10 protein-coding genes and 1 pseudogene are annotated in these 13,357 nt (G+C 42.9%); 6 read left to right on the top strand and 5 right to left on the bottom strand.

The window, feature by feature from the left end; all coding sequences use genetic code 11:
- Window positions 1-67 precede the first annotated feature (67 nt).
- Together PXH59_RS07020 and PXH59_RS07015 are read left to right on the top strand one after the other, a co-directional pair.
- On the top strand, window positions 68-877 hold the full coding sequence (locus tag PXH59_RS07020) for an OB-fold protein (RefSeq protein ID WP_047771777.1): 810 nt from the start codon (window positions 68-70) through the stop codon (window positions 875-877).
- Window positions 878-991: 114 nt separating this feature from the next.
- On the top strand, window positions 992-1,177 hold the full coding sequence (locus tag PXH59_RS07015; protein ID WP_200897811.1) for a transposase domain-containing protein: 186 nt from the start codon (window positions 992-994) through the stop codon (window positions 1,175-1,177).
- A 28-nt stretch (window positions 1,178-1,205) separates the two neighbouring features.
- Here PXH59_RS07015 and putP read toward each other — a convergent pair whose 3' ends face one another.
- Entirely contained in the window at window positions 1,206-2,690 is a 1,485-nt protein-coding gene (gene putP / locus PXH59_RS07010; protein WP_285810939.1) for a sodium/proline symporter PutP, read from the bottom strand.
- 516 nt (window positions 2,691-3,206) lie between these two features.
- Here putP and putA point away from each other — a divergent pair.
- Window positions 3,207-7,187, top strand: a complete 3,981-nt coding sequence (gene putA, locus PXH59_RS07005; protein ID WP_285810938.1) for a trifunctional transcriptional regulator/proline dehydrogenase/L-glutamate gamma-semialdehyde dehydrogenase — start codon at window positions 3,207-3,209, stop codon at window positions 7,185-7,187.
- Between the two features lie 130 nt (window positions 7,188-7,317).
- On the opposite strand, the gene fliZ is transcribed toward putA, so the two are convergent.
- The 3 genes from fliZ to PXH59_RS06990 all read right to left on the bottom strand — a co-directional run bounded on the left by fliZ (window position 7,318) and on the right by PXH59_RS06990 (window position 9,815).
- Window positions 7,318-7,830, bottom strand: a complete 513-nt coding sequence (gene fliZ, locus PXH59_RS07000) for a flagella biosynthesis regulatory protein FliZ (protein WP_047771774.1) — start codon at window positions 7,828-7,830, stop codon at window positions 7,318-7,320.
- 53 nt (window positions 7,831-7,883) lie between these two features.
- Window positions 7,884-8,606, bottom strand: a complete 723-nt coding sequence (locus PXH59_RS06995; protein ID WP_047771773.1) for an RNA polymerase sigma factor FliA — start codon at window positions 8,604-8,606, stop codon at window positions 7,884-7,886.
- A gap of 273 nt (window positions 8,607-8,879) precedes the next feature.
- A complete protein-coding gene (locus tag PXH59_RS06990) occupies window positions 8,880-9,815 on the bottom strand; it encodes a flagellin N-terminal helical domain-containing protein (RefSeq protein ID WP_285810937.1) in 936 nt (311 codons plus the stop codon).
- A 275-nt stretch (window positions 9,816-10,090) separates the two neighbouring features.
- Between PXH59_RS06990 and fliD the strand changes: the two are divergent.
- The 3 genes and pseudogenes from fliD (at window position 10,091) to fliT (ending at window position 12,348) form a co-directional block, all read left to right on the top strand.
- Window positions 10,091-11,550 (top strand): annotated as a pseudogene (gene fliD / locus PXH59_RS06985) (flagellar filament capping protein FliD).
- 13 nt (window positions 11,551-11,563) lie between these two features.
- Window positions 11,564-11,974 carry a flagellar export chaperone FliS gene (fliS, locus tag PXH59_RS06980; RefSeq protein WP_047771768.1) on the top strand — a complete coding sequence of 137 codons (411 nt, stop codon included), beginning with the start codon at window positions 11,564-11,566 and terminating at the stop codon, window positions 11,972-11,974.
- Window positions 11,974-12,348, top strand: coding sequence for a flagella biosynthesis regulatory protein FliT (gene fliT, locus PXH59_RS06975; RefSeq protein WP_285810936.1), 375 nt, complete (start codon window positions 11,974-11,976; stop codon window positions 12,346-12,348). Before fliS ends, fliT begins: the two co-directional genes overlap by 1 nt.
- 315 nt (window positions 12,349-12,663) lie before the next feature.
- On the opposite strand, the gene PXH59_RS06970 is transcribed toward fliT, so the two are convergent.
- Window positions 12,664-13,071, bottom strand: coding sequence for a tetratricopeptide repeat protein (locus tag PXH59_RS06970; protein WP_053014348.1), 408 nt, complete (start codon window positions 13,069-13,071; stop codon window positions 12,664-12,666).
- Window positions 13,072-13,357: the final 286 nt, after the last annotated feature.

Raw genomic sequence — 13,357 nt, 5'->3', positions numbered from 1 at the left:
AATAATTACACAATATTTGTATCAAAAAAACTTGACGTTAGATAACTTAATGTATGTGGATATATAAATGAAAAACGTATTGAAATGGGTAGGGATAGTATTTGTTGTTCTTATCGTTATAATCTTCATTGCAGGAAATGATGAAAGTAAATCATCAAGTAGCAACTCCTCTGCGGCAATATCATCGAAAAAAGCAATTAAGTTGACCGAAAATGAATTACAAGCCGCCAAAGAGATGATTCACGATGAAGTGGAAACCAGCTTTGATGGAGGTAGTTCACAGCTAGATACAGAGTATTTAGCTGTATCAGCCAGAGAAATGCAAAAAGTCTACGCAGACAATGAAGCCAGAGGTGATAAGATCTACAAAGGTAAAAAAATTATTGTCTCTGGTATTATTGATTCAATCGATTCTAGCTTTGGCGATATTCCTGTTGTGACATTAAAAACAGGCGATATGTTTAATAAAGTGCATGTCAATTTTTCTAAAAAATATAGAGACCTTGCCGCTGAACTAAATAAAAATCAAAAGGTTAAATACGCCTGTGTTGGTAGTAGTGTCATTATAGGGTCTCCATCGGTGAGGGATTGTACTCCCGTTTCGGTTGCCGTAAATGAATTGACTGATAAGTTTGTATCATCTGCAAATAATGCTTTAAAAAATCCAGGTAAAGCAAGCGAGTATGATAAACAAATAATTCTTTTTGTTAAGGTTGCTTCTGTAGCAACAGAAGATTTTAAAACATGCAATGCCACTGATCAAAAATGTTTATCTTCTGCTATCTCTAAGTACGGCGAAAATAATTTGAAAAATAATGAAGAGATTAAGGCAGTAATGGAAAAATTAGGAGTAGAACCCGCTACACTAGAAATATAAACCCGCCCGAAAGGTAACACCATTCAGTTAAGGAATTACTTGTTCAGATCGATTGACCGATCCTCAGATTAGTTCAAAATACCCTCTTCACTATTAGGTTATGAGGGTATTTTTTTGCTTAATCATTGGTTACTCGATATGGAGACATTTGCTGCACCTGAGTCATTATCGACATTTCAGCAGTCCATCCCGCTTAAGTGGATTGAACAAGCCCTTGAGTCAACACAAAAATTCAGTATCCGGTGGCGCAAGTTACCGGCTGAACTCGGGGAATTGATGGATATAACAGTGCGCCCCTGAATAATCAGAGGCTTTTTATTTTATTGGATTACTTAGTCTTATAATGCGCTTCTGCATCAGCAAAACGCTGTTGTGTCGCTTGGCTTGGCGCTTTTCCTAGTAAGCTCACCACAATAATGGCAAGCGTCGCGAAGATAAAGCCCGGAATAATTTCATACAGGGAAAACCAGCGGTATTCCATCCAAACCAATACAGTGATAGCGCCCACCAACATGCCAGCCAGCGCACCGTTACGGGTCATACGTTTCCAGAGTACTGACATCAGTACCACAGGGCCAAATGATGCACCAAATCCTGCCCAGGCATTACTCGCCAGTGCCAATACCTTATTATTCGGGTTAGTTGCAATCACAATCGCGATAGTTGCTACCAGCAGTACCATCATACGCCCCACCCATACCAATTCTTTCTGGCTAGCCTTGGTACGGATAAAAGCTTTATAGAGATCTTCCGTCAATGCACTGGAACAAACCAATAGCTGACAACTTAAGGTACTCATAACCGCAGCCAGTACAGCAGATAGCAATATGCCGGTGAGCCACGGATTGAACAAAATGACAGCCAACTCTATAAAGATGCGCTCACGGTTTTGCAGTACAGCAGCAGCTTGTCCTGGATATAATTCAAAATACGCGATACCAAAGAAACCCACTGCTACAGTTCCCCCTAAACACAACAGCATCCACGTCATACTAATACGACGAGCCTTATGAATAGTCTGGTGGGAATCTGCCGCCATAAAACGCGCCAAAATATGCGGTTGACCAAAATAACCAAACCCCCAGCCCAACAGGGAAATAATGGCAATGATATTCAGCCCCTTGAACATATCCAAGTAAGCTGGGTTTTTAGCTTCAACGATATTGATTGCAGTACCAACACCGCCCACTTTAAGCAGGATCAGCACCGGCATCAAAATCAAGGCAAAAATCATCAAAGTTGCCTGAACCGTATCCGTCCAACTCACGGCCAAAAAGCCGCCAAGGAAGGTATAGGCAATTGTTGCCAATGCACCTAGCCAGATAGCCTTTTCGTAGCTGATGCCGAACGTGTTTTCAAACAACAATCCACCAGCTACAACACCCGATGCACAATAAATGGTGAAGAAAATCAGGATAACCAGAGCGGAGATAATACGCAGGATTTTACTCCGGTCTTCAAAACGATGGGTGAAATAGTCTGGTAAAGTTAACGCGTTATTATTTATCTCAGTATGCACACGCAACCTACCCGCGACCCAACGCCAGTTCAAATACGCACCCAGCAAACAGCCCAACGCGATCCAACTTTCTGAAATACCGGAGAAAAAGATCACTCCCGGCAATCCCATCAATAACCAGCCACTCATATCAGAAGCGCCAGCAGATAATGCGGTTACCACACTACCTAATCTCCGTCCGCCCAATATGTAATCATCAAAATTCTTGGTGGAACGATAAGCCATAAAACCTATCAACAACATCCCTGCGATATAGATAATGAAGGTAATGAGCATTGGTGAATTTACTGTCATGCAGGTTCTTCTCCATAGTGTTTTTATAAATTATGTCTCTGCAAATGTGTTATTTGCGTAAATAATGTCATCTATGCTTGAAGTACCTTTAAGTGATACCTCATCTTCTTGACCAGGCTGTAACAAGTTGTACCTGAAGATGTCATTAGTTTTCATGTGTACTATTTATGCTGGTAATTATTTTAAAATTACATTCTATCCTAATTTAGCCAAAACATTTTTAACAACTAATTAACTGTATTTTTATAAAAAACGCTTGCCAAATCACATTTATCGCCCCGAAAGTTGCACCTGAAATTGAATAACGGGTTATACCCGAAATTTAACAATTATAATAAAAACAATAAATATCAATAAAATAAATAAAAATCAATACTAAGTTTCACTGAAAAAATAGTGAAAACAAGATTAATTTCACAAATTTAGAATGATTGCTTTTAACAAAGTTGCACAAAGTTGCAACATGGAAGATATTGTTATGTAACTTGTTATAGTCTTACCTATTAAGGAGTGAAAATGGGTAGTACCACTATGGGTGTAAAGCTCGATGAAGCAACGCGTAATCGAATCAAAGCCGCAGCACAACGAATTGAACGCACACCACACTGGCTAATTAAGCAAGCCATTTTTAATTATCTTGAACGTCTGGAAAATGAGGGAAAGCTCCCAGAAATATCATCCAGTCAGGATAACAAAGAAGAAATGATTTCCGAAGTAGAATCACAGATTGAGGCGCCTTATCAACCCTTTCTGGATTTTGCCGAACATATTTTACCCCAATCGGTGAAACGTTCTGCAATTACTGCGACCTATCGTCTCCCCGAAATTCAAGCAGTTCCTATGCTGCTGCAACGTGCACAGCTATCAGAAGAACACGCGAAAGCAGCTCACAAACTCGCTTATTCTATTGCCGAAAAGCTACGTCAACAAAAACAGGGCATTGGCCGCTCAGGTTTGGTTCAGGGATTGTTGCAAGAGTTTTCACTTTCTTCACAAGAAGGTGTGGCATTGATGTGCCTCGCCGAAGCTTTGTTACGTATTCCCGACAAAGCAACCCGCGATGCCTTGATCCGCGATAAAATCAGCAACGGCAACTGGCATTCTCATTTAGGCCAAAGTTCCTCCATGTTTGTCAACGCTGCAACGTGGGGTTTGTTGTTCACGGGCAAGCTGGTGTCCACCCATAATGAAGCCAAGTTATCCAAATCGTTAAACCGTATTATCAGCAAAAGCGGCGAGCCGTTGGTACGCAAGGGTGTGGATATGGCGATGCGCTTGATGGGGGAGCAATTTGTGACGGGAGAAACCATCGCGCAAGCCCTTGCCAATGCCCGTAAACTGGAGGAAAAAGGCTTCCGTTATTCTTATGATATGCTTGGCGAAGCCGCCTTAACCGAAGAAGATGCGCAAGCCTACATGGTTTCTTATCAGCAAGCGATCCACGCCATTGGCAAGGCATCAAATGGCCGGGGTATTTATGAGGGACCGGGCATTTCCATCAAACTTTCTGCCCTGCACCCGCGCTACAGCCGCGCCCAGTACGAACGTGTTATTGATGAACTCTATCCTCGCCTGCTTTCCCTGACCTTACAGGCTCGCCAATATGATATCGGTATCAATATTGATGCGGAAGAAGCTGATCGTCTGGAAATCTCCCTCGATTTGTTGGAAAAATTGTGTTTCGAACCCAAACTGGAAGGCTGGAACGGCATTGGTTTTGTTATTCAGGCTTACCAGAAACGCTGTCCCTTCGTCATTGACAGTATTATTGATTTGGCACAGCGCAGCCGTCACAGATTGATGATCCGGCTGGTGAAAGGGGCTTACTGGGATAGTGAAATTAAACGTGCCCAAATCGATGGCTTGGAAGACTATCCAGTTTATACCCGCAAGGTCTATACCGACGTTTCTTACCTTGCCTGTGCCCGCAAACTGCTCGCTGTCCCTAATCTGATCTACCCACAATTTGCTACCCATAACGCTCATACTTTATCCGCCATTTATCATCTGGCTGGGCAAAACTATTATCCCGGACAATATGAGTTCCAATGTCTGCATGGCATGGGAGAGCCGCTTTATGAACAAGTTGTCGGTAAGATCTCAGAAGGTAAACTCAATCGCCCATGCCGTATTTACGCACCGGTAGGCACACACGAAACATTACTGGCCTATCTGGTGCGCCGTTTACTGGAAAATGGGGCGAATACTTCGTTTGTTAATCGCATTGCCGATACGTCACTGCCGATTGATGAATTGGTCGCTGATCCGGTAAAAATTGTACAGGAATTGGCGCAGACTGAAGGGCAAATCGGCCTGCCACACCCTAAAATCCCTCTGCCACGTGATTTATACGGCAAAAACCGTGTTAACTCATTAGGGCTAGATCTCTCCAATGAACATCGTTTAGCTTCTCTTTCCAGTGCCCTGCTCAGTTCTTCAATGGAAACGTGGAACAGCGAACCGTTGTTAGGGGGTGATTACCAACCGACAGAAGAACTGCCTGCCATTAAGCCGATGAACAATCCCGCCAGAAATTCCGATATTGTGGGTTATGTTCGTGAAGCCACTGAACAAGAAGTCAGCCACGCGCTGGATATGGCTACCGATGCCGGCGCAATTTGGTTTGCCACTCCCCCCTCAGAACGGGCCGCAATTTTAGTACGTGCAGCGGAATTGATGGAAAATGACCTGCAATCTTTGCTCGGCATTCTGGTTCGTGAAGCGGGTAAAACATTCAACAATGCGATTGCCGAAGTGCGCGAAGCCGTAGATTTTCTCCATTATTACGCAAGCCAGGTTCGCCAAGACTTTGCCAATGATACCCACCGCCCACTGGGACCTGTCGTGTGTATCAGTCCGTGGAACTTCCCGCTGGCAATTTTCACCGGCCAAATCGCTGCTGCACTGGCCGCAGGCAATAGTGTTCTGGCAAAACCCGCAGAACAGACGCCACTTATTGCCGCCGTTGCGGTCAAAATATTGCACCAAGCGGGTATTCCTCGTGAAGTGCTGCAATTACTGCCCGGACAAGGGGAAACAGTAGGCGCGCTACTGGTTGGTGATGAACGTGTACGCGGTGTGATGTTTACCGGCTCGACCGAAGTTGCCAGCTTGTTGCAGCGCAATATTGCCGGCCGTCTTGATGCACAAGGGCGCCCGACACCGTTGATCGCAGAAACCGGTGGCCTGAATGCCATGATCGTCGACTCTTCCGCGTTAACCGAGCAAGTGGTTACCGATGTCATCGCTTCGGCTTTTGACAGTGCGGGCCAGCGCTGTTCTGCCCTGCGTATCCTGTGTGTTCAGGAGGATGTCGCTGAAAGGACTATCGCCATGCTGAAAGGTGCGATGGCTGAATGCCGGATGGGGAATACTGAGCACTTATTCACAGATATTGGTCCCGTCATTGATGCAGAAGCGAAAGCGGGTATCGAACGTCATATCCAAACCATGCGTACCAAGGGTCGGGCTATTTATCAGGCGGCATACGAAAATGCCACCGATAGCCAGGCGTGGTCACAAGGCACTTTCGTCAAACCGACGCTTATCGAGTTGGAAAGTTTCGATGAATTGAAGAAAGAAATTTTCGGGCCAGTCCTGCATGTTGTTCGTTTTAAACATAATGCGTTGGATAAACTGCTGGATCAAATCAACGCGACGGGTTATGGCCTGACGTTGGGAGTCCACACCCGTATTGATGAGACCATCGCCCAGGTCACCAGCAAAGCGAAAGTCGGCAACATTTACGTCAATCGTAATATAGTCGGTGCTGTTGTCGGCGTGCAGCCATTTGGGGGCGAAGGGTTGTCAGGCACAGGACCAAAAGCCGGTGGGCCGCTGTATCTGTATCGCTTACTGTCACAACGCCCTCTCAATGCCGCCAGCCAAACCCTGGAGCGACAGGATACAGAGTATGAGATTGATGCCAAAGCCCGTATTGACCTGCTCTCACCTCTCTACAAACTGGCAGATTGGGCAACCAAGCAGAACAATGAAACATTAAATCAGGTGATTCAGGAATACAGTTTAGTCGCACAAGGCGGAACAATACGCTTATTACCGGGACCAACCGGAGAGCGCAATACTTATACCCTACTGCCGCGCGGTTATGTTCTTTGCCTTGCAGATAACGAACAAGATGCATTGGTGCAATTAGCCGCCGTACTTTCTGCCGGTTGTCAGGCCCTTTGGGAGAAAGACGAACTGCATCAGGGGCTGCAACGCCAGTTACCGAATGAAATTCACCGTCATATCCATTGGGTTAACGATTGGCAGAATGAAGAGACAGCGATGGAAGCGGTTATTTATCATGGCGATTGCGACCAATTGCGCCGAGTATGTGAGGGGGTTGCCCAGCGTAAAGGGCCAATTATCTCCGTACAGGGTTTTGCCCGTGGTGAAACTCATTTACTGCTAGAACGCTTACTGCATGAACGTTCATTAAGTGTTAATACGGCAGCCGCAGGCGGTAATGCCAGCCTGATGACCATTGATTAAATACACAATTGATTAAATACACAATTGATTAAATACACAATGGGTTAGATACATAGAGGGGAATGCGTGGTAATCACATTCCCCTCTGAAATCGTTTCGATTTGACAACATTATCTATCGGTATAATTAATCAATGACCGTTCTGTTGCCAACTCAGATATTGCTCATATTTACGCAGGGCAATATTGTAATTACTGAAAGCGGATTGAGATAATTTCTCGCTGAGTTTTTCCTGAATTTTTTCTGGCGTAAACTCACTGGTCGGATAATTACTTGAAGTCAGCAATTCATCCAAACGCCTTAAACGAACCACATACTCACGCACAGTACTATGACTCATCTCTGTTTGCTCAAACAGATACTGTTTAAATGACATAATGTCGAAATAATCAGTCTGGCTATTGCAATAAATTTCACTACAAAAGCGGCACAACGCCACAAATTTACCCTGCAACTCATGCCAGGTTTTGTCATCCACCAATTCAGTCATCTCAGAAATAGCTTCTTTATTGATGACCTGACCGTTAAAAACCAGCGAAATACGGTCAAGGGTTTTATGACAGTGCAGACAATGAGTCTGGCTGTGTTTATAATCTTTGATATAACGGCTAAGAGGCCGTTTCTTTTGTGTTGTAATAGACATAAGAGATAAAGCCCTGTGTATAGTCTTAACAAAAAAAACAAACAAGCAAAAAGTTACTTCTCTGGATTCAAACGCGCCCTCAACCTTTTTATCGCCTGGCTGTGAAGCTGACTTACGCGGGATTCACCCACATTAAGCACCGCGCCGATCTCTTTAAGATTCAGTTCTTCCTGATAGTACAACGTAAGAACCATCTTTTCCCGTTCAGGCAACGATTCTATGACATCGATGACCCGCTGACGAAGATCACCTTCCAGTAATTGTTGCAGAGGATTTGCCTCATGCTCCTCCTCGATTACTGGCTCACAGCTTTCACCGTGAATTTCGTGCCATTCGTCATAAGAAAACAGTTGACTGTTATTCGTGTCTAACAGTATTTGCCGATATTCTATCAGATTAATCTTTAATTCTTTAGCAACTTCCTGCTCACTGGCTGGACGGCCTAACTCTTGCTCAAGTTTACGGATGGTCTGCGTGACTTCACGTGCGTTACGCCGCACACTACGCGGAGCCCAATCACGGCTCCTCAACTCATCCAACATTGCACCTCTGATGCGCTGTACCGCATAGGTGGTAAAGGCGGTTCCCTGCATGGAATCAAACCGCTCCACCGCATTCAGTAAGCCTATGCCACCGGCCTGAAGCAAGTCATCGAGTTCTACATTGGCAGGCAACCTGACCTGTAGCCTCAATGCTTCATGGCGAACCAGTGGTACATAGCGCTTCCAGAGGCTATTTTTGTCCATCACGCCTTCGGCGGTATACAAATCGCTCACAACAACAGACACCTTTGGATAAGAGACTGGATACCATTATCCAATCCCCTAACCGGTACAATCGTTGGAACAATGAAGTAAAAGCACTTCTTTTTCACCTATGCGAAATTTTTGCTGTCCGCCCAAATGCATAATCAGTTTCAGGCTGTCCTTGACTAACTGATAAAAACACTAACTAAAAACTAAAAAATAAGGATCGGCGAACCGATCCTTATTTTATAAGCATTGTTTATGCAGGTCGCCCTGCATAAGCGCTCAACTGGGAAATAAAAATTAACGCAGCAGAGACATAACGGTTTGTGGGATCTGGTTCGCCTGAGCCAGAACAGAAGTACCTGCCTGTTGCAGGATCTGGCCACGGTTCATATTGGAAATCTCAACCGCGTAGTCAGCATCTTCGATACGGCTTTTTGCTGCGCTTAGGTTGTTAACCGTGTTGTTCAGGTTGTTAACGGTGGATTCCAGACGGTTTTGTACTGCACCTAAAGAGCTGCGCATATCGTCAACTTGAGCCAGTGCTTTATCCAATGCATCTAACGGATTCTTAGTTTTTGTAACAGCTGCTTGAGCTTTTACTTCTGGTTGAGCTGGAACAGCTGGTTTAGCTGGATCAGTAGTCGTTGCTGGAACAGCTGCTTGAGCTGGAACAGCTGCTTTACCTACAACAGCTTCTTTATCAACTAAACTAAAGTTTTTTAGATCCAGTTTATCACTATCAATCTGTTTCAAATCAATTTTGATAGTTTCGCCATCGTTCGCCCCAACCTGAATAGAGATTGATTTAGCATTTTCGCTCAATACTTCTACCCCGTTGAACTGAGTTTGTTTAGAGATACGGTCAATTTCTTCTAAACGCTGTGTAACTTCTGTCTGGATAGAATTCCGGTCACTATCAGAGTTAGTGTCGTTCTGCGCCTGAACAGCCAGTTCACGGATACGTTGCAGGTTGTTATTGATTTCGTTCAGGGCGCCTTCGGTAGTCTGGGCAATGGAGATACCGTCGTTAGCATTACGAGCAGCCTGAGTCAGGCCTTTTACGTTAGCAGTAAAACGGTTAGCGATCGCTTGACCAGCAGCGTCATCCTTCGCGCTGTTAATACGTAAACCAGAAGACAGACGTTCAATCGCAGTACCCAGAGTACCTTTAGATCTTGTCAGGTTATTTTGCGCCAGCAGAGATGAGTAGTTAGTATTAATGACTGATGCCATGGTAGAGTTCCTTTTAAAATCAATCCGATATAATTAGTTTGAGCCTTTTGCTCACGGTGTTCATCACCGACAACAGTTTTATCGGCTCCTTAAAAAGAACCTTTAATATTTCTTGAAAAAACTTTTTTATTTTTTTCTCACTTTACCCCGATAACCCAAACAGCGCCTGTTCTGATCAATTATTCCGTCCATCAAAAAAATCATTTTGTCAGTAAACTTTTCGCAAATTAATCCGATAACATGTCCAGTGATGCTTTTTATTAAAAGGAGTCAATATGGCTAGCATTTCCGCGGTAGGGATCGCATCTGGGATAGATCCAAAAATACTGGATAAACTTGAATCTAATGAAAGAAAACGTTTAGAGCCATTAACACAGCAACAAACCAGCTATAACGCTAAACTTACCGCTTTTGGTTCATTAAAAGGCAGTTTGGAAAAATTAAAGAGTGCATCCGAAGAACTCAAAAAATTCGATAAGCTCAATACCACTAAAACCAACGAAGATCATAAAACATTTACGCCAAGTACAGATTCTAAAGCCAGCCCAGGTAACTATGTTATTGAAGTCGAACAGCTTGCCCAGTCTCAATCCCTGAAATCTCCGGCAATTACGGATGTCAAAAAACCGTTAGGAGAACAAGGTAAAGGCACCCGTACCATTATTATTACGCAACCCGGTGAAGAAAAAGTCGGTGAAAAAAAATAGAGCCGATGCGCATTTCCCTGAACGATAATGAAACTTCTTTGGTTGAAATCCGCGAGGCCATTAATAAACAAGAAGGCAACGTTAATGCCAGCATTATCAAAGCAGAAGATAATAAAAACTATTTGCTCCTGACTTCGAAAAAAGCCGGCACAAAATCCGTCATGACCATTGAGGTTCAAGGTGATGCTGAACTGGGTAACTTGCTGAACTACAAATCTGACGACAAAGGTGGTGGTTCTGGTGCAATGGAACAAGTGACTCAAGCGGCCAATGCAAAATTAACAGTCAATGGTATTAAGATTGAACGCCAGACTAATGAAATAAAAGATGCACCAGAAGGCATTACCCTGAATCTGAAAAAGGTTTCAGAAAAAGAAGAAGTCGAAATCAATGGCAAAACTGAAAAAAAACCGGTAGCAGAAACACTGGTGGTTTCTCGTGATATTGAGCCAATGAAAGAGGCAATTAAAAAGTGGGTTGATGCTTATAATGAGCTACAAAACACGGTCAGTTCATTGACTAAATTCAAACCCGTAAGAAAAGGTGAAGCGGCTTCAAAAGACAATGGTGCCTTGCTCGGCGACAGCACGTTAAAAGGTATTCAAAGCCAGTTAAGACAACAATTGTTTGTAGCACAGGAAGTTGCTGATATTGCTACCTTAAATAAACTGGGCATTAAACAAAAATTGGATGGTACACTGGAAATCAGCAACGAAAAACTGGAAAAGAACCTGAAAGAAAAACCAGCTAACGTTAAGGCTTTCTTTATGGGGGATGGAGAAAAAACCGGTTTTGCCACCCAGACTTATAATTTACTGAAAAAAACCCTGGACAGTCACGAAGGGACTATCGCAACAGCGACCGAAGGTATCAATAAAAGTCTGAAAACACTGGAAAGACAAGCAGAACAGACGAATAGAAATATTGAAGCCACAATGGAGCGCTATAAAAAACAATTTACCGCACTGGATAAACTTTCTTCTTCAATGAACCAGACAAGTTCATCCCTGGCCCAACTTTTAAGATAATAAAAGGACACTAATGTATCAACGTTCGGCAAGCCAGTTATACGCTCAGGTAGATCTTGAGAGCGAAATTATGAATGCCTCTCCTTATCAGTTGATTCAGATATTGTTCAACGGGGCGCTGAGCGCCCTACGTCGCGCAATCATTCTGATGCAACAAGGGAATATCCCAGAAAAAGGGATAGCTATTTCAAAGGCGATTAATATCATTGATAATGGTCTAAAAGAGGGATTAGATTTCGAGAAAGGCGGCGAGATTGCCCAGAATCTTTTTGCTTTATATGATTATATGAGCCGCCGTTTACTCCATGCCAATTTACGCAATGATGAGAAGGCTATTACCGAAGTGATTGATTTACTTACCGAGATTTCAGATGCTTGGCGGCAAATAGGTCCTCATTACAACGCCAGTCAGGATATTGTTTAATGAAAAATGATACGGATCTTTTGTCAGCTTATCAGCAAATCCTTAGTTTAAGTGAGCAAATGATTGATTTAGCTAGAAATGAAAAGTGGGATGAACTTGTTGATATGGAGATCACTTATCTGAAAGCAGTTGAAGTGGTGACTTTACTATCAGAAAACTCAGACGCCCCTATTTCATTACAACAGCAATTAACCAAAATTTTGCAAACTGTCTTGGATAATGAAAAAGAAACTAAGAGATTGTTGCAAAGAAGGTTAAATGAACTCAGTGACCTGATTAAACAGGAAAGCCGTAAACAACTCTTACATGATACATACGGACAGTTCCCGACTGATAACTATGAAATGGAGTTGATTACGACGGACTTAAAATAGACAAAACACAGGCATCAGTGATTCCATTTCACAATAACTCTGATTAATGGTGTCATTTATTTTTTATTTCAGGCGGTGTCAATTCGTCACTATCGTTTTTTTGGTTAACCTAATTCGGCACTTTATTGTATTTATAATTTGCAAACAATCAAGATATCTTATCCATAATTTTTAACAAAAAATTAACCAACAAATGATAGTGGCGATTCATTAAGGCAATTAACAGGCGATATTATCATCACATATTATTTTTTAATTAAGGGATGAATAATGCAAACCAACGCTATGGGGGAGAGCAGCCCCCCTAAGTTTTCGTTATTGATAATTAATTTTTTCTTTTAATTCTTTTATCCTACTTTCCAGGTTGGGAACATCTTTACTAGCAGCTTGTTGATAATGTCCAAGTGCTTTTTCATAATCTTGAGGCACAATCTGACCACGTTCATAAATCATTCCCAAATTTAAGTGGGCGTAATCATCACCTAACGCTACTGATTTAAGAAACCATTGCATAGCCTTGGCCTGGTCTCGCTCCACACCGTTATTCCCATACCAATATAATTGGCCAATATTATTTTGGGCGGCTGTGTTACCTTGCAAGGCTGATTCCATCAGCCATTCCATTGCAATTACGCCATCTTTTGAAACACCTAATCCTTCCATATAAAGATATCCCATTGCATTTTGTGCTTCAGATTCTCCCTTTTCGGCAGGCTGGGTCATCCATTTTATTGCTTTTTGATAGCTTTGCTCCCTGCTTAATCCTTTTGCGTAGAAGAGGCCAAAGGTGATTTGGGCATAGGTATCACCTTGTTCTGCGGCTTTGATATATCATTTAATTGCTTCAGAATAATTTTCCTTAACTCTTAATCCTTTGCTATATATATCGCCTAATTTATTTTGGGAATATAGATATCCATTTTCAGCGAATTTAATATACCATTGGATTACTTCTATACTCGATAAACTTCAAGCTGCAATCCGCAAGACAACGTGAGGCCTTATATTT

Origin of the sequence: Xenorhabdus bakwenae, from assembly GCF_030272115.1 — a bacterium.
Taxonomy (GTDB): Bacteria; Pseudomonadota; Gammaproteobacteria; order Enterobacterales; family Enterobacteriaceae; genus Xenorhabdus; species Xenorhabdus bakwenae.
This window is presented reverse-complemented; position numbering and strand designations above follow the sequence as displayed.